The organism is Paraburkholderia sp. JHI869 (assembly GCF_038900775.1).
In the GTDB taxonomy this organism is placed as follows: Bacteria; Pseudomonadota; Gammaproteobacteria; order Burkholderiales; family Burkholderiaceae; genus Paraburkholderia.
This window is the reverse complement of the sequence record NZ_JAYMSC010000023.1, coordinates 1-16626: the sequence shown is the minus strand read 5'-3', so window position 1 is coordinate 16626 and position 16626 is coordinate 1. Positions and strand designations below refer to the sequence as shown.

Annotated in this window: 16 protein-coding genes, 2 tRNA genes and 1 pseudogene; 10 read left to right on the top strand and 9 right to left on the bottom strand. The window is 62.7% G+C overall.

The window, feature by feature from the left end:
- Positions 1 to 469: 469 nt before the first annotated feature.
- Positions 470 to 1423 (bottom strand): LysR family transcriptional regulator, encoded by a 954-nt coding sequence (locus tag VSR72_RS30535; RefSeq protein ID WP_342956005.1) that lies wholly within the window; start codon positions 1421 to 1423, stop codon positions 470 to 472.
- 117 nt (positions 1424 to 1540) lie between these two features.
- Between VSR72_RS30535 and VSR72_RS30530 the strand changes: the two genes are divergently transcribed.
- From VSR72_RS30530 to VSR72_RS30520, 3 genes are all read left to right on the top strand, one after another.
- Positions 1541 to 2653 carry an aldo/keto reductase gene (locus VSR72_RS30530; protein ID WP_342956004.1) on the top strand — a complete coding sequence of 371 codons (1113 nt, stop codon included), beginning with the start codon at positions 1541 to 1543 and terminating at the stop codon, positions 2651 to 2653.
- Between the two features lie 558 nt (positions 2654 to 3211).
- Complete coding sequence (locus tag VSR72_RS30525; RefSeq protein WP_027795377.1) at positions 3212 to 3361, top strand: hypothetical protein; 150 nt, start codon at positions 3212 to 3214, stop codon at positions 3359 to 3361.
- 256 nt (positions 3362 to 3617) lie between these two features.
- Entirely contained in the window at positions 3618 to 4208 is a 591-nt protein-coding gene (locus VSR72_RS30520; RefSeq protein ID WP_342956003.1) for a chorismate mutase, read from the top strand.
- Between the two features lie 6 nt (positions 4209 to 4214).
- On the opposite strand, the gene VSR72_RS30515 is transcribed toward VSR72_RS30520, so the two are convergent.
- On the bottom strand, positions 4215 to 5381 hold the full coding sequence (locus VSR72_RS30515; protein ID WP_342956002.1) for an exonuclease domain-containing protein: 1167 nt from the start codon (positions 5379 to 5381) through the stop codon (positions 4215 to 4217).
- A 280-nt stretch (positions 5382 to 5661) separates the two neighbouring features.
- Complete coding sequence (locus tag VSR72_RS30510) at positions 5662 to 5865, bottom strand: cold-shock protein (RefSeq protein WP_233863970.1); 204 nt, start codon at positions 5863 to 5865, stop codon at positions 5662 to 5664.
- A gap of 413 nt (positions 5866 to 6278) precedes the next feature.
- Between VSR72_RS30510 and VSR72_RS30505 the strand changes: the two genes are divergently transcribed.
- Together VSR72_RS30505 and VSR72_RS30500 are read left to right on the top strand one after the other, a co-directional pair.
- The gene (locus VSR72_RS30505; RefSeq protein ID WP_342956001.1) at positions 6279 to 6479 is read left to right on the top strand and encodes a hypothetical protein; all 201 of its coding nucleotides are present in this window, start codon (positions 6279 to 6281) and stop codon (positions 6477 to 6479) included.
- A 575-nt stretch (positions 6480 to 7054) separates the two neighbouring features.
- Positions 7055 to 8221, top strand: a complete 1167-nt coding sequence (locus VSR72_RS30500; RefSeq protein ID WP_342956000.1) for a porin — start codon at positions 7055 to 7057, stop codon at positions 8219 to 8221.
- An 81-nt stretch (positions 8222 to 8302) separates the two neighbouring features.
- On the opposite strand, the gene greB is transcribed toward VSR72_RS30500, so the two are convergent.
- The gene (greB, locus tag VSR72_RS30495; protein WP_342955999.1) at positions 8303 to 8866 is read right to left on the bottom strand and encodes a transcription elongation factor GreB; all 564 of its coding nucleotides are present in this window, start codon (positions 8864 to 8866) and stop codon (positions 8303 to 8305) included.
- Positions 8867 to 9007: 141 nt separating this feature from the next.
- Here greB and VSR72_RS30490 point away from each other — a divergent pair.
- Positions 9008 to 9084 (top strand) — tRNA-Arg (locus VSR72_RS30490).
- 81 nt (positions 9085 to 9165) lie between these two features.
- A tRNA-Arg gene (locus VSR72_RS30485) sits at positions 9166 to 9242 on the top strand.
- A gap of 89 nt (positions 9243 to 9331) precedes the next feature.
- On the opposite strand, the pseudogene VSR72_RS30480 reads toward VSR72_RS30485, so the two are convergent.
- From VSR72_RS30480 to VSR72_RS30460, 5 genes and pseudogenes are all read right to left on the bottom strand, one after another.
- A pseudogene (locus VSR72_RS30480) lies at positions 9332 to 9810 on the bottom strand (phage protein NinX family protein).
- A gap of 79 nt (positions 9811 to 9889) precedes the next feature.
- On the bottom strand, positions 9890 to 12256 hold the full coding sequence (locus tag VSR72_RS30475) for a bifunctional (p)ppGpp synthetase/guanosine-3',5'-bis(diphosphate) 3'-pyrophosphohydrolase (protein WP_342955998.1): 2367 nt from the start codon (positions 12254 to 12256) through the stop codon (positions 9890 to 9892).
- A 101-nt stretch (positions 12257 to 12357) separates the two neighbouring features.
- Positions 12358 to 12561: a DNA-directed RNA polymerase subunit omega gene (rpoZ, locus tag VSR72_RS30470; RefSeq protein ID WP_006400783.1), complete on the bottom strand. Its 204-nt coding sequence runs from the start codon at positions 12559 to 12561 to the stop codon at positions 12358 to 12360.
- 39 nt (positions 12562 to 12600) lie between these two features.
- Positions 12601 to 13314 carry a guanylate kinase gene (gene gmk, locus VSR72_RS30465; RefSeq protein WP_342955997.1) on the bottom strand — a complete coding sequence of 238 codons (714 nt, stop codon included), beginning with the start codon at positions 13312 to 13314 and terminating at the stop codon, positions 12601 to 12603.
- 14 nt (positions 13315 to 13328) lie between these two features.
- Positions 13329 to 14267, bottom strand: a complete 939-nt coding sequence (locus VSR72_RS30460; protein ID WP_342955996.1) for a DUF1732 domain-containing protein — start codon at positions 14265 to 14267, stop codon at positions 13329 to 13331.
- Between the two features lie 290 nt (positions 14268 to 14557).
- On the opposite strand from VSR72_RS30460, the gene rph reads away from it, so the two are divergent.
- The 3 genes from rph to hemW form a co-directional block, all read left to right on the top strand.
- Positions 14558 to 15298 carry a ribonuclease PH gene (rph, locus tag VSR72_RS30455; RefSeq protein ID WP_342955995.1) on the top strand — a complete coding sequence of 247 codons (741 nt, stop codon included), beginning with the start codon at positions 14558 to 14560 and terminating at the stop codon, positions 15296 to 15298.
- Positions 15291 to 15938 (top strand): RdgB/HAM1 family non-canonical purine NTP pyrophosphatase, encoded by a 648-nt coding sequence (rdgB, locus tag VSR72_RS30450; RefSeq protein WP_342955994.1) that lies wholly within the window; start codon positions 15291 to 15293, stop codon positions 15936 to 15938. Before rph ends, rdgB begins: the two co-directional genes overlap by 8 nt.
- Positions 15939 to 15982: 44 nt before the next feature.
- Positions 15983 to 16626 (top strand): radical SAM family heme chaperone HemW (hemW, locus tag VSR72_RS30445; protein WP_342956105.1); only part of this gene is annotated, 644 nt, incomplete at its 3' end.

The window sequence follows — 16626 nt, the reverse complement described above, 5'->3', positions numbered from 1 at the left end:
CGCGCCATCTGATGCCATGCCACAGCATACGAGAGAGTCTATTAATACATTGTTTTTAATGGCTTTTATGAAAAATCTCGCCATGCTGCGCCACCCCCCACCACCCCAACTTTTGCGCATTCGTAATGCGAAGGTCGGGGGTTCGATTCCTCTTTCCGGCACCAGGATTCAAGCAAAAAGCCCAGTCTTCGGACTGGGCTTTTTGCTTTGTGCCGCCTGCGCTTGGCGCCTGGTTCGCCGAGCGTCTTATTCCTCTCGCTGCTGCGCATCCAGCGCCCACTTCTGCGATCACATCACCCCATTGCCCCAGCTCGCTCTGCCTGAAAAGCCGCGCTGACGGATACAGTCCCTGCTCGCCGACCAAAAACTGCTCGCTCGACGCCGCGCGGAAGTGGTATCGGCAGCTTTTAAAGCTAAGCAAGATCGCCTCGCGACCGAATCAGACGTATCTGAAAACGGCTGTCTGAATCTAGGCACCCTCACGCTTTTCGCGCAGAAAGTCGATGAACGCGCGCAGCTTCGGCGGCAACTGTGTGCGCCCGGCCGTATATAGATAGAAGCCCGGGAACGAGGCGCCCCACGGTCCAAGCACCGGCACGAGCCGGCCCTCCTCCAGGGGCGCCCGCACGTAGTCTTCAATCACGTGCAAAAGACCCACGCCCTGCTCCGCGGCGCGCACCATCGTGCGCAGATCGTTGGTCATGAAGCGGCCTTCCGTGACCACATCGAACACGCGACCGGGATCGTCCGGCTGGGCGAACTCCCAGCGATACACGCCGCCCGTCGCGAAGCGATAGTGCAGACAATCGTGCGCGGCGAGGTCGTCGGGGGTGACGGGCCGCCCGCGGCGCTCGAAGTAGTCCGGCGAGCCCACCACGACGATGCGAATCGGCCCGCCGATCGGCACCGCGACCATGCCAGGCGCCACCGATTCGCCAAGGCGAATACCCGCGTCGAAACCCTCGCCCACCAGATCGGCAAAACCGTCGTTGAGCGCGAGTTCGAGCTTGATCTGCGGATAGCGAGTCATGAATTCCGCGAGATGCGGCATGACGAGCAACTCGCTGGCCACGCGCGGCAGATTGATGCGCAACGTGCCCGCCGGGGCGTCGCGTGAAGCGTCGAGTGCATCGAATGCCGCTTCGATCTCCGAGAGCGCGGGCTGGACGCGCGCGAGAAACTGCGCGCCCGCCTCGGTCAGCGCGACGCGCCGCGTGGTGCGATTGAAGAGCCTCACGCCGAGTTGCGCTTCGAGCGCGCGCACGGTTTGTGAGAGCGCCGAAGTCGAGAAGCCCGCCGCAGAAGCCGCCCGCGTGAAGCTGCCGTGCCGCGCGACGGCGGCGACCGCGAGCAGCGCAGGCAGGCGCCCCGCCAGTCCCGATGCGGCAGGCGGCGCTAACGGCGTGGTGGAAACGGGGCTCATGTTGTCTCCGTTGTGAAGCACAGCTTCACAGTACTTTCAGCTGAACCCGATTTTTCCACAAAAAGGAAAGGCGCAAGATGAGCTCGCGTTCGCCACTCACCCCTGGAGGAAACCGCCATGAAACTCGATACCTACACGCTGCTCGGCCGCTCGGGCCTGCGCGTGAGCCCCATCGCCCTCGGCACGATGACGTTCGGCACCGAATGGGGCTGGGGCGCCGACGAAGCCGCAGCACAGCAGCTCTTCGACCTCTATGTCGACGCGGGCGGCAATTTCATCGACACCGCCGATCTCTATACCGAAGGCACGAGTGAAACCTGGGTCGGGCGCTTCGCGGCGGCGCGCGGTTTGCGCGAGCGACTCGTCATCGCCACCAAGTATTCCTACAACGCGGAATCGGGCAACCCGAACGCCGGCGGCAACCATCGCAAGAACTTGCTGCGTGCGCTCGAAGGCTCGCTCAAACGCCTCGGCACCGACTACATCGATCTCTATTACCTGCACACGTGGGACCGCATGACGCCCGCCGACGAAGTGATGCGCGCCATGGACGACGCGGTGCGCGCGGGCAAGATCCGCTACGTGGGGCTCTCCGACGTGCCCGCCTGGTATGCGGGCCGCGCGCAGACGCTGGCCGACTGGCGCGGCTTCGAGCCGGTGGCGGCCATGCAGCTCGAATACTCGCTGATCGAACGCAACGTGGAGCACGAATTCGCCGACCTCGCGACGCAACTCGGCATGGGCCTCGTGCCGTGGAGCCCACTCGGCATGGGCGTGCTGTCGGGGAAATATCGGCCGTCGCAGGCGAGCGTCGGGGTAAGCGGCGCGGGCCGCTTGCAGACGATGGGCGCAAAACCGCCGCCCGGCTTTGACAAGCTCTCGGCACACAACTTCGCAATCGTCGCCGAACTCGAGCGGGTCGCGCACGAGGCCAATCGGCCCATGGCGCAGGTCGCGCTGAACTGGCTGTATCAGAAGCGCGGCGTGGCGAGCATCATCGTGGGCGCCACCAAGGCCGCCCAACTCGAAGAGTCGCTCGGCGCGCTCGACTTCACACTCGCCCCCGAGCTGGTCGCCCGCCTCGACACGGCTTCCGAACCGGCGCATCCGTTTCCGTACTACATGTTCGCGGACGGCCATCAGTCGCGCATCCACGGCCAGGTGGATGTTCGCGCAACGCCCGCCAACCACGCTCACGTGCAACGCGTGCCGGCCCCGCCCGCGGTGTGAACGTAACGAATTATCGGAGTGCATCAATACGCCGCGCCCCAATGCGCGGCTATTTACGTACGTTCGGTCATTAACTCGCGGCCATATGACGCGGAGCAAAGTATTAATCGCCCAATCGGATAGAAACGGACGCTTACATAGTTTTAATTCTTATTAACGTTTGGACGTCAACGGTTAAGCATAATCGACCGTTGTAGACGGATGATGGGTGCATGCTGAGCCGGCGGAACCGGCCCGCGCTTGCGGCGTCGCGCAACACAGGCGCGGCGAGACGCCAGGGCGAACGCGGGTCACAGGGCCGGGGGAACTGCGATCGAGGCGTTGTGCGACTGCAGCAGCCGCTGTGCGGGAGATTTGGGAGAAACGCCGAGCGTGCGCGACTCACGCAGCATGCGACAGTGCAGAGGACATCTCAACAATTATATTCCCGCGCCGTTAATCATTTGTATCGCTGTGCGAAGAAAGCAACACGCGTGCGAGAAAAGCACTGTTACCGTGAGCGGGACTAGCGCAGTAGAAGTGCCGAGCCGGATAATCGGCTTACATAGGAGAAAGATCATGGACGCCAAACCGCCAAGGATTCCGACCCCGGACCAAGTTTTCAGCCCGGATCCGGAACCGGTGGCCGTTGAGTTTCTCGGCGACGAATTGCCCGCTCACGTGCGGGCATTTCTTGACGAGCAACGCAAGGCACACGAACAGAAGTGACGGGGAAACGCACACGTACGCGCTCGCGCGGCCACGCGCGCTGTAGACGTTCGTGTGCAAATCAGCACGCGTAGTACGGGGACGCGCGTGTCGTGCTGCGCGCGCGGTTTTGCGCCGCAGCGGTATGCGCCCGCCACGCCCGATCGAGGGCGCGCGTTCACGCGGGCATCGCGATTCGACCTCCGCGCCGTTGGACGCAAGCGCACCATAACCGGCTATGCTTCGGTTTTCATTGCCGCCGTCCTTCTTCCACTCGATGACATTGCTGACCCGCGCAAGCGCGCGTTGCGCTGCTGCGCTGCTCTTCGCCCTGCCGATCGCATCCGTCCACGCCGACGGCGACGACACGGCCCTGACCAACCTCGTCGCGCTCGTTTCGCAGCGGCTGGCGCTTGCCGAGCCGGTCGCGCACTGGAAATGGCAGCATCACAAGCCGATCACCGATACGCCTCGTGAAGACGCCCTCCTTGCCGATGTGCAGAAGCGTGCCACGGCTGCCGGCGTCGACCCCGCGTTTGCGCGGGCCTTTTTCCGCGATCAGATCGATGCCAGCACGCAAATGCAGAAGTCGCTGTTCGACACGTGGCGCGCCTCGCAGGCGCCCAGCGACCCGGCACCGGATCTCGCCACAGCGACACGGCCCCAACTCGACAGACTCACCGGACAATTGATCGGCGCGCTCGCACGCGTGCAATCAATGCGGGGCGCGCCGGATTGCCCGGCGCGCGTCGCAAGAACGGTTGCGAACTGGAAGGAACTCACGCGCTACGACTCCGCGCGCACGAATGCGATGAACCAGGCACTGGAGCACGTGTGCGAATCAGGCGGCGTAGGCGGGGTCGCGTAAGCGCCGCTATGCGGCGCTCGTGAGGCCGTCAGCCTCGGAAGGCTGCAGCACCTGCACGCGCAGGCCGCGTTCAAAGTGCGTCTGCAGTATGCGCCAGGTCGAAAGCTCGAACACCTGCTCGGCGCTACGGTCCACCCGCGCTTCAGCTTCGGCCGTGCTGGGAAAGGCGCCTACATAGCACCAGCGATCGATCAGGTGATAAACGTCGGCGCCGTTCGTCGAGTCCTGCTCCAGCACGACCACCGCGCCATCGAATGGCCAGGGCGCCGCCCCAAGGTCGGCGGGATCGCGCTTCGACACACGCGGCATGCGATTGAACGAAGGCTTGAGCGTCGCGATCCATTGCGCCTCGACAAGGAGCGCGCCAAGCTCGCCGCCTGTGGCACGCCACTCCACGCGGCGCACCTGCTGCGCCATCCGTTGTTCGCGCGAAGAGCGCCGCTCACCCGAAAGATGCGCGCGCACGCGCTGGCGCACCCGCACGCTGCGCCCCACATACAGTGGCACGTCGTTCTCGCCGTAGAACGCATAAACGCCGTGACCTGCCGGCGCCGTATCGATGAGTTCGTCGGTGATGTCGCCAGCCAGTACGTGACGGCGCGTCGTGCGCTCGATCTGGGACGCCAGTGCATCCCCAGGCACCAGCGCGGGCAGGCGCTGCCAGAACTGCCAGAGCAGATCGGCGTCGGCGAGCGCGCGATGGCGATCCGATGGCACTAGCGCGTGGCGCTCGACCAGCGCGTCGAGCCCGTGGCGCTTCTCACCCGGGAACAGCGCCCGCGACAGGCGCACCGTGCACAGCACGTCGGGGTTGAAGGAGTAACCGGCGCGCTCGAACTCCGCGCGCAGGAAGCCGCGGTCGAAGGCCGCGTTGTGCGCGACGAAGAGCTTGCCGGCAAGTCGCCCATGAAGCTCTGCGGCAATGTCGGCGAAGCTCGGCGCGCCGCTCACCATCCGGTCCGTAATACCGGTGAGTTGCTGAATAAAGGGCGGAATGGGCTGACCGGGATCGACGAGGGTGCTCCATCGTGTTACCTGCCCTTGCGCCACCTCCACAACGCCAACTTCAGTAATCCGGTGCTCGCCTAACGAACCGCCGGTCGTCTCGAGGTCCACGAAGACGATGGGAAGGTCGCCGGCGGGCTGTGCGGCGCTCAAGGAGGATTCAAACATGGTGAAACGACTGGGGAAATGGAAAACGGCCCAAGTATGCACCGTTTGGACGCCACGCGCCGACGGTTCCGGCAGCGTAAGTGTGACTTTTATCTTTTAGTGAAAACCCGAATCGAAAAAGTCGCAGTTTCCCAGGGTTTTCCCGATTTAATCCGTGAGTAAAAAGCTCAATCACCAATATCGACTAAATATCAATATGTCAAAAATAAAAAAGCCCCGGGATTCGCCCGGGGCCTGGTGTTGCATGAGTGCTCGCCTGGCGAGCGCTCGCACGCTGTCGTTACAGCGGCTGGATGTTCGCGGCCTGCTTGCCCTTCGGACCGACCTTGACGTCGAACGACACACGCTGGTTCTCCTTCAACGACTTGAAGCCGTCGGAGCGGATTTCCGAGAAGTGCGCGAACAGATCGTCGCCGCCGGCGTCAGACGTGATGAAGCCAAAGCCCTTCGCATCGTTGAACCATTTGACGATACCGGTTTCCATGTTTCCGTTTCCCTCGAGATTTTAATGACGCGGGCAATAACCCTCACGCCGTATCCAGCCAATTCCTGCCGTCCCGCTTCAGCGATTTCCAGGTTTTGAAATTGCAGCAGAACGAAAATCAGCCTTGCCGTTATACGGGGAACGTCAATCGCCAGTCAAGCAAATTTTTTATAACAGCTTTCCCGATTCAACGATAAAAGCGGTACGCATCAAAAAGCCGCGAGAAAATCGTATGCGATCCGAATCAATATATCGATTCGCGTCATTTTTACCCGATTATCTTATTCATGTCATTTCTACCGGGAAGTTTTCCCGAAATGTAACAATCCGTGTCAAACGTAAGTGTTTCTCCCGGTTGTTCGAGTAATACATTCAATTCATGATCCATATCGTTAGCGGCATCGGAGGTGATCATGCTGACAACTCTACGGCGTTGGATTCACTGGCTCGTACAAACGGACGGGATTGCGCCGACGGCTGAAGAAGCCGAAACCTATGGCGCATGGCACGGGGACCACTGGCACAACCTGCTGTGTTCCCCTATGGACGCAAGACACTACGTAATGGAAGACTGGAGCCTGCAGCCTGAGCCCCCGCAAACGGGCACCCAGTAAGGCGCTCGCAGTCACGGGCGGCACAAGTGGCCTGAAGACAGACGAAAAAAAAGCGCGGCTGAAAAGGCCGCGCCGACAAAGGTTTGGAGATCTTTTTCGTCAACGAAAAAGTCTGCTTCGGAAAGCAGCGATTGGAGTATAGCCGGACCGAGGTCTGACGATTAAGCATGCGGCGCACAATCATCTGTTACGCCGGGCGCAATAATCAGTTGAGACCGATATAAGCCGTTTTCCGCAATGAATTGCTGTAGCGATCGCACAACGCTCGCGCGGTTGACAGTTTCATCCCCTTCTCGAGAAATCCGCTCAAAGCCTTTACCAGCAGGGCTTAAGACGAGCGCAATAATCATTTCAGATAGCGCAATACTTTATTGCGGATTTCGGAATACCCCCTCTTCGAGCACCCTCTCTACACTCTGCCTGTCTGGAAACCGACCTGGACGGATTGTCTCGGACGGATCGTTCCGAACGGATTAATGCGTACCACGCGAACTTTGCCTCTCGCTGCGCTTCGCATGGACGGTTTCCCAAACAGGGTTCAACGAAACCCACCTCTGTTCTCGGAGTTTACAAAGATGAAAAAGACTCTCATGGTCGCCGCCCTGACGGGCGTTTTTGCAACGGCTGCACACGCGCAAAGCAGCGTTACGCTGTACGGCCTGATCGACGCAGGCATCACGTACTCGAACAACCAACGCGTGAGCGCCACGAGCGGTCACAGCGCATGGCAAGCCACGAGCGGCACGGTCAACGGCAGCCGCTGGGGCCTGCGCGGTGCTGAAGACCTCGGTGGCGGTCTGAAGGCCATCTTCACGTTGGAAAACGGCTTCAACATCGACAACGGCAACCTCGGTCAAAAGAGCCGCATGTTCGGCCGTCAAGCGTTCGTGGGTCTGGCCAGCGACCAGTACGGCGCGGTCACCCTCGGTCGTCAGTACGACTCCGTCGTCGACTACCTCGCACCGCTGTCGAACACCGGCACGCAATACGGTGGCACGATCGCCGCTCACCCGTTCGATAACGACAACCTGAACAATTCGGTTCGTTTCAACAACACGATCAAGTACTCGAGCGTCAACTACGCTGGCTTCAAGTTCGGCGGTACGTACTCGTTCTCGAACAGCACCGAATTCGCGAACAACCGTGCTTATAGCTTCGGCGCGACGTATAACTACGCCGGCCTGAACTTTGCAGCTGCTTACCTGCACACGAACAACGACATCAACAACCAGCAGTTCAACGCTGCTACGTTCTCGGGCGCACAAGCAGGCGACTACACCTTCGGTGCAGCTCGCCAAAGCACGTTCGGCGGCGGCGTGAACTACACGTTCGGCCCGGCAACGGCAGGCTTCGTCTACACGCAGACGCAACTGGGCAACGCGATTGGCATCTCGCCGACGCAGTCGGGTACGGCTAATGGCATCAATCTTCACGGGAACAGCGTTCGTTTCCAGAACTTTGAAGGCAACATTCGTTACGCTCTGACCCCGGCTCTGAGCCTGGCCGGCGCGTACACGTACACGCGCACGAACTTCGGCGGCGGCGTGAACCCGAACTACAACACGGTTTCGCTGCAGTCGGACTACGCTCTGTCGAAGCGCACCGATGTGTACCTCCAGGGCAACTGGCAGCACGTCTCGTCGAACCAGGCAGGTATCGGACCGTACCTGAACGGCTTGGCAGCGTCGTCGGCAACGCAAGACCAAGTTGCTGTGACGGTTGGTATGCGTCACCGCTTCTAAGCAGCACGTTGCTGGCCGCTTCGGCCAGCACTGCAGCTAAAAAGGCACCCTCGGGTGCCTTTTTTTCATTTCTGCCGCTGGTCAGGCGTGCGGTGCCGGATACCGCACGTCCAGTACGTCGATCGGTTCCGGCCCTGCTGGCGTTCGCAGCGTGACCTGATCGCCGATCTTCGCCTTGATGAGCGCGCGCGCGATAGGCGAAACCCAGCTCACATGCCCCTGGTCGAGATCGACCTCGTCGATACCGACGATCGTGATCGTGTGCGCCTCGCCGTCCTCGGTGCCGTACTCGACGGTCGCACCGAAGAACACCTGATCCACGCTCTCCTGGCGGCTGCTGTCCACGACTTCGGCCAGATCCAGCCGCTTCGTGAGAAAGCGGATGCGACGGTCGATTTCGCGCAGCCGGCGCTTGCCGTAGATGTAGTCGCCGTTCTCGGAACGGTCGCCGTTCGAGGCCGCCCAAGAGACGAGCTTGACCACTTCAGGCCGCGCCTCGTCTATCAGATGCAGCAACTCGCTGCGCATGCGCTCATAGCCGGCTGGCGTAATGTAGTTCTTCGTGCCGGCGGGAATCTCGGGGTGACCGGCTTCGAGATCGTCGTCGTCGTTGTCGGTCGATTCTTTGACAAAGGCCTTGTTCATGATGGGATCACTGCGGTGCGTGTACTGACTGATTCGTTACTGTGCGTCACTACTGCCAGCGTACACGAACCTCGCCCCGAGACAAATCACGATAAGGGTCTTCCCTTTTTTCAAAGCCCTGCTATAATCTCTTTTCTGCGTGCGGCTGTAGCTCAGTTGGATAGAGTACTTGGCTACGAACCAAGGGGTCGTGGGTTCGAATCCTGCCAGCCGCGCCACTTATTCGGAACGTTTCCCGTCTAATTGATCTGGGAACGGTTTCAAGCAGTATAGTGCTGTAAGTAGTATCGTTTTAGCGTGCGGCTGTAGCTCAGTTGGATAGAGTACTTGGCTACGAACCAAGGGGTCGTGGGTTCGAATCCTGCCAGCCGCGCCACCAATCAAAGGGCCTTTCCGAATGGAAAGGCCCTTTGTCATTTCAGCTACGAAATTGTGCGCGCCTGCCCTCTCGCGCGAGACTAGACCCTAGCGCGGCGGCGTGCCGATGTCGCCGATCTGCGCATCGGGACGCGGCAGGTCTTCCACGTCGCCAATCGCGCTGGGCTCGGCCACTGGCTCCATGCCCGTACCCAGCAAGGTCTGGGGCTGTCGCAGCATCTCCCCTACGTCTCGCCGAAGCGGCTCGCTACGAACGCCCGCAGCAGCGCCTCGCGTGTGGTTTCACCGTGGGCTTTCACTGCACCGGACTCACCCTCGAACTCCGCCACACAGGAAGCCGGCTCACCTTCGCGCAGCTCGACGCGCCTGGCGCGGTCCAGCACCACGCCGGCCGCCTCCCACGAATCGGTGGGCATGAAACGGCCGTCCCACGGACGCCCGCGGTCGTTGCCGCGCACGGCAACCGTCTCGCCACTGTCGGTGAAATAGATTTCGCGCACGAAGTCCGGCAGACTGCGCGCCACCCAGTAATCGAGCGCGAGTCCAGTCAATTCAGCTACGTTCATTGCGAGTCCCTCGTTTCGGTTCGAAGGAAGATGACGACGTGAACCGGCAAGCCCGGTCAGGCTGCAGCAAAGGCTCGAATCAGTAATCCGCGCGCTCGCGCTCGATGCGCATGCCGCCGTCGTGGCGATGGTGCCCGTCGTCGCTCGAGCGCTCGCGCGCAATGCGCATCACGTCCGGATTCGTGCGCACGCGGCGCATGACGTTCGCGAGGTGCACGCGATCGCTCACCTGGATCACGAAGCGCAACATGTTCGATTCCTGAGCCAGATCGTCGTCCATCGCGATGTGCACGATGTTGGCGTCCGCCGACGTGATGTCAGCCGCCACGCGCGCGAACACCCCCTTGGTGTTCTTCACGAGCACCTTCACCGCGACGTCGAACAGACGCCCCGGCTGCGGGGCCCAGGCCACGTCGATCCAGCGGCCCGGATCGCGCCGGTGGATGCGCTGCGCGACGCGGCAGTCGGTCGTATGGATCGCCATGCCAAGGCCGATGCCGATGTAGCCCATGATGCTGTCGCCGGGAATCGGGCGGCAGCATGCCGAAAGCTGCACCGACATGCCTTCGGTGCCCGTGATGACGACAGGCGGCGCCGGCGGCGCATTCGGGTCGCGCGGCGGATGGTGATGCTCGGCGTCGTCGGCGTCCTGGCCGCTCATCAGCACTTCGATGCGCTTGGCCATGACCGCCGCCACGCGTCGGCCAAGACCGATGTCGGCGAAAATTTCCTGGCGGTTCTTGTTGCCGGTCCACAGGACCAGCTTTTCCCACACTTCCGGCGTGACTTCCGAAAGCTGGTAGCCATAGCCCTTGAGCGCCTGATCGACGAGCCGCTCGCCCAGCTGCACCGACTCCGTGAGACGCATGGTCTTCAGGTAGTGCCGGATCGCCGAGCGCGCCTTGCCGGTGCGCACGAAGCCGAGCCACGCCGGATTCGGCTTGGAGTACGGCGCGGTGATCACCTCGACGATGTCGCCGCTCTTCAGTTCCGTACGCAGCGGCAGTAGCTCGTTATTGATCTTCACGGCCACGCACTGGTTGCCAAGGTCGCTGTGGATCGAATACGCGAAGTCGAGCGCCGTGGCGCCGCGCGGCAGCGCCATGATCTTCGACTTCGGCGTGAAGACGTACACGGCGTCCGGGAACAGGTCGATCTTGACGTGCTCGAGGAATTCGCTCGAGTCGCCCACTTCGCTCTGGATGTCGAGCAGCGACTTGAGCCACTGGTGCGCGCGCTTTTGCACGTCGTTGAGATCGGCGCCGCCGTTCTTGTAGAGCCAGTGCGCGGCCACGCCCGCTTCGGCGATCTCGTGCATCTTGCGCGTGCGCACCTGGAACTCGATAGGCGCGCCGAACGGCCCTACCAGCGTGGTATGCAGGGACTGATAGCCGTTCACCTTGGGAATGGCGATGTAGTCCTTGAACTTGCCCGGAACCGGCTTGTAGAGCGCATGAAGCGCGCCGATACACGTGTAGCACTCGAGCGCCGACTCGACCACGACGCGAAAACCGTACACGTCGAGCACCTGCGAGAACGACAACTGCTTGTCGCGCATCTTCTTGTAGATACTGAAGATGGTTTTCTCGCGGCCGGTGACTTCGGCGTCGAGCTTCGCATCGGCAAGGGCGCGCTGCACCGCCTCCAGAATCTTGCTCACCACCTCGCGGCGATTGCCGCGCGCGGCCTTCACCGCCTTTTCGAGCGTGGCGTAGCGATTCGGGTTGAAGTTCGCGAAGCTCAGGTCCTGCAGTTCGCGATAGGTGTTGTTCAGGCCAAGACGGTGCGCGATGGGCGCATAGATGTCGATGGTCTCGCGCGCCACGCGGCGGCGCTTTTCGGGCGGCACCGCACCGAGCGTGCGCATGTTGTGCAGCCGGTCGGCGAGTTTCACGAGAATCACGCGCACGTCGCGCGCCATCGCGAGGAGCATCTTGCGGAAGTTTTCCGCCTGCGCTTCCTCGCGGTTGCGAAACTCCATCTTGTCGAGTTTCGACAGGCCATCGACCAGTTCCGCGACTTTCGCGCCGAAGCGCTCGGCGAGTTCCGCCTTGGTCACGCCCTGGTCTTCCATCACGTCGTGAAGGAGCGCGGCCATGATGGACTGCGCGTCGAGCTTCCAGCCGGCGCAGATTTCCGCGACGGCGACGGGATGGGTGATATAGGGTTCGCCGCTCTGGCGATATTGCCCGAGGTGGGCTTCATCGCTGAAGTGGAACGCTGCCTTGACCTCCTTGATTTCCTCGGGAGTGAGGTAACCGGAGAGCGCAGCGGTCAGATTGGCGATGGAGACGACCCCGTGCTTGCGGGGCTGCTCCGGCGTCGCGGTCGGTCCGAACAGATGGCGAAACGACTGTTCGAGGACCGCGTCGATGTAATTGCGCGCAGGGCTCGCAGTCTCGGCTTCCTGGTCCACCTCGGTGGCCGGCGAGGGCGTGGTGCTCATGTTCCCCTCCGTATCAGGTTTGGCGTTGACGATTGATGCCGGATATTGCAACTGCGCGCGGTACGAACTACGTGCCTAACGGAATGCGTACGAACGCGCCCTTAGACGGGCACCTTCTTCAGCATTTCGAGGCCGACCTGGCCAGCCGCGATCTCGCGCAGCGCGACAACGGTAGGCTTGTCGCGGCTCTCGATCTTGGGCGTGTGACCTTGTGCGAGCTGGCGCGCGCGATACGTCGCGGCGAGCGCCAGTTCGAAGCGGTTCGGAATCTGTTTCAGACAGTCTTCGACGGTGATGCGGGCCATGTCGGGTTCCTTCTATTCTCAGCAGGTTCTTATTCTACCTTATGTGCCCGATGCGCCGGGCTGCGGGTGGTGGATACCGAGCTGCACGAAGAGCTCGGTATGCCGCGCGTATTGCGAAGCGAAGCGCAAGCGCGTAGCGCTCACGATGTTACGCAGTTCCTGCAACGCGCGATCGAAGTTCTCGTTGATCACGACGTACTCCGATTCGCTCGCGTGCGCGATCTCGCTACCTGCTGCAAGCAGGCGTCGCGTGATGACGTTCGGCTCGTCTTCGCCGCGCTTTTTCAGGCGGTCGGCAAGCGCTTCGAGCGACGGCGGCAGGATGAAGATTTCCACTGCATTGCGGAACTGCTTCTTCACCTGCTGCGCGCCTTGCCAGTCGATTTCGAGCAGGACGTCATGGCCGATTTTCATCTGGTCTTCGATCCACACGCGCGACGTGGCGTAGTAGTTGCCATGCACTTCCGCGCTCTCGAGAAACTCGCCTGCCGCGTGGCGCGTGAGGAAGTCGTCGACGGTCGTGAAGTGATAGTGCTCGCCGTCGCGCTCCTTCGAACGCGGCGCGCGCGTCGTGTACGAAACCGACAGTCGGATCGCGCTGTCTTCGGCGAGCAGCGCGTTCACGAGCGTCGACTTGCCCGCACCCGAAGGCGCCACCACCATGAAGAGGTTGCCGGGGTAGTTGCCCGCGTACGGATTGCGCTTCTTGTCCTGCTTCGCGTCGCCTTTCGGGGCGCTACTTTGGTCGGTCATGTTCGTTGCTTCCTTCATTCGAGATTCTGAACCTGCTCGCGCATCTGCTCGATGAGGAGCTTGAGCGTCATCGAGGCGTCTGCGAGTTCCTTCGCCGCCGCCTTCGAGCCGAGCGTGTTCGCTTCGCGGTTGAGCTCCTGCATCATGAAGTCAAGACGCTTGCCGACGCGGCCGCCCTTCTCGATCACGTGACGCGTTTCGTTCAGGTGCGCCGTGAGACGCGAGAGCTCTTCTGCGATGTCGATGCGAATGCCATACATCGTCACTTCCTGGCGAATGCGCTCGGCGATTTCTTCGCGCGAGATATTGCCGATGCTGCCACCGTTGCCGTTGCTGTCCGGCGCGGCAATGCCCAGCGCTTCCTGCAGACGCTCGACGATCTTCTGCTGGTGCTTGGCGATCAGCTCCGGCACGAGCGGCGTGATGCGCGCGACGATCGCCTCCATTTCGGTGACGTTCGCGAGCAGCATGTTGGCGAGCTGCGCGCCTTCGCGCCCACGCACTTCGATCAGATCGGCGATGGCCTGCTTGCCGCAGCCGAGCACGGCGTCGCGCAGCACGTCCGCCGCCACGCCGCTTTCCGCCAGCACGCCGGGCCAGCGCAGAATCTCGCCCGTGCGCAGACGGCCCGACTCGGGAAACGCTTCGAGCACGGCGCGCTCGAGCGTAGCGAGCTGATCCAGCGCGTCGCGGCTGAGCGCGCCTGCGTTGGCGCCCTGCTCGCTGCGCTGGATGTTGATGCGGATGTCGACCTTGCCGCGCGAGAGCTTCGTCATCAGCATTTCGCGCAGCGTGGGCTCGCACACGCGCACGTCTTCGGGCATGCGGAAGTTCAGGTCGAGAAAGCGCGAGTTCACCGTACGCAACTCGACGGAGACACTCGCGCCGCCCGTGCCCGAAGCCGCAGCAAGCTCGCGCGTGGCGCTGGCATAGCCGGTCATGCTGTAAATCATGGTTCGTCTCGCGAAGAAAGCCGTGGCGTCGTGCGGTGGGCGCGCGGGTCACGGCGGAGGAATCGAGGCGCCCGGCGGGTTGTCGCGAATGGACGGTAGCGCGGGGCGGAGAAACCACATTATCCCATTTTTGAGGGCGCATCCCCTCAAGCGCGGGCTGCGTGGCTCGCCCGGCCGGGGCGACCCCGTTTTTGCCTTCCACCGCCTTCCGGCCGCGCCCATCGCGCGCCGCGCTTAGGCGGTAAAATCACGGTTTCCCCTTCCTTCTCGTGCCCTCGCGCACCTTCACGATGACCCAATCCAATCAGCGCCCCTCCGGCCGCGCCGCCGACCAGCTTCGCGAAGTCCGCATCACCCGCAACTACACGAAGTACGCCGAAGGATCGGTCCTCGTCGAGTTCGGCGATACGAAGGTGCTGTGCACCGCGAGCGTGTCCGAAAGCGTGCCGCCGTTCCTGCGCGATAAGGGCCAGGGCTGGCTCACCGCCGAATACGGCATGCTGCCGCGCGCCACGCACACGCGCAGCGACCGCGAAGCCGCGCGCGGCAAGCAAACGGGCCGCACGCAGGAAATCCAGCGCCTGATCGGCCGTGCGATGCGCGCCGTGTTCGACCTCGAAGCGCTCGGCGCACGCACCATCAACCTCGATTGCGATGTGCTGCAAGCCGATGGCGGCACGCGCACGGCGAGCATCACCGGCGCGTTCGTGGCGGCCCACGACGCCGTCTCGAAGCTGCTGGCAACGGGCCGCATCGAGCGCTCGCCGATCTCCGACTACGTGGCCGCGATTTCGGTCGGCGTGTACGAAGGCGTGCCGGTGCTCGACCTCGACTACGACGAAGACTCGCAGTGCGACACCGACATGAACGTCGTCATGACGGGCTCGGGCGGCATGGTCGAAGTCCAGGGCACCGCAGAAGGCGCGCCGTTCTCGCGCGACGAACTGAATGCGCTGCTCGATCTGGCACAAAGCGGCATCCGCTCGCTGATCGAGAAGCAAAAGGCTGCGCTGGAGATTTCGCATGGCTGATTTGCAGCCGGATTCAGCGGCTAAAACCGCAGCAGACGCGCTCTCGCGCGTCGTGCTCGCCTCGAACAACGCGGGCAAGCTGCGCGAGTTCGCAGCGCTGCTCGGCGCGGCCGGCATCGAGCTCGTGCCGCAAGGCGCGCTCAACGTGCCCGAATCCGAGGAGCCGCATCCCACCTTCGTGGAGAACGCGCTCGCCAAGGCGCGGCATGCCGCGAAACTCACGGGCCTGCCTGCACTCGCCGACGACTCGGGCCTGTGCGTGCGCGCGCTGCGCGGCGCGCCGGGCGTGTATTCGGCGCGCTATGCGCAACTCGCGGGCGGCGAGAAGAGCGACGCGGCGAACAACGCGCTGCTCGTCGTGAACCTGAAAGAGCACGCGGATCGCCGCGGCTACTACTACTGCGTGCTCGCGCTCGTGCGCCACGCCGACGACCCCGAGCCGCTCATCGCCGAAGGCCGCTGGCACGGCGTCGTACTCGACGCGCCGCGCGGCGAAAATGGCTTCGGCTACGACCCTTACTTCTACGTTCCGGAGCTGGAAGCTACGGCAGCGCAACTCGATCCGGCGCTCAAGAACGCGTCGAGCCATCGCGCAATCGCCCTGCGCCAACTGCTCGCGCGACTGCAGGAGGAAGCGTGAGCCAGCAGCATCGAATCGGCATCGAAGTCGTGAAGTCGTTCACGATGCCTGGCAGCATTCGCCTTACTTCGCTGCCGCCGCTCGCGCTCTACGTGCATTTCCCGTGGTGCGTGCGCAAGTGCCCCTATTGCGATTTCAACTCGCATGAATGGAAGGGCGAACGCTTCCCCGAAGACGATTACCTCGACGCGCTGCGCGCCGATCTCGAACAGGCGCTGCCGCTCGTCTGGGGCCGCCAGGTGCATACGGTGTTCATCGGCGGGGGGACGCCCAGCCTGCTTTCGGCGGCGGGTCTCGATCGGCTGCTTTCGGACGTGCGCGCCCTGCTGCCGCTGGACGCCGATGCCGAGATCACGCTCGAAGCGAATCCCGGCACGTTCGAAGCCGCGAAGTTCGCGCAGTTTCGCGCGAGCGGCGTGAACCGGCTCTCGGTGGGCATCCAGAGCTTCAACGAAGCGCATCTCAAGGCGCTCGGGCGCATTCACGACGCGGCGCAGGCGCGCCACGCGGTCGAGGTCGCGGCCAATACTTTCGACAACTTCAACCTCGACCTGATGTTCGCGCTGCCACAGCAAACGCTCGCCGAATGCCAGGCCGACATCGAGACGGCGCTGTCGTTCAGGCCGCCGCATCTGTCGCTGTATCACCTGACGCTCGAGCCGAACACGCTGTTCGCCAAGTTCCCGCC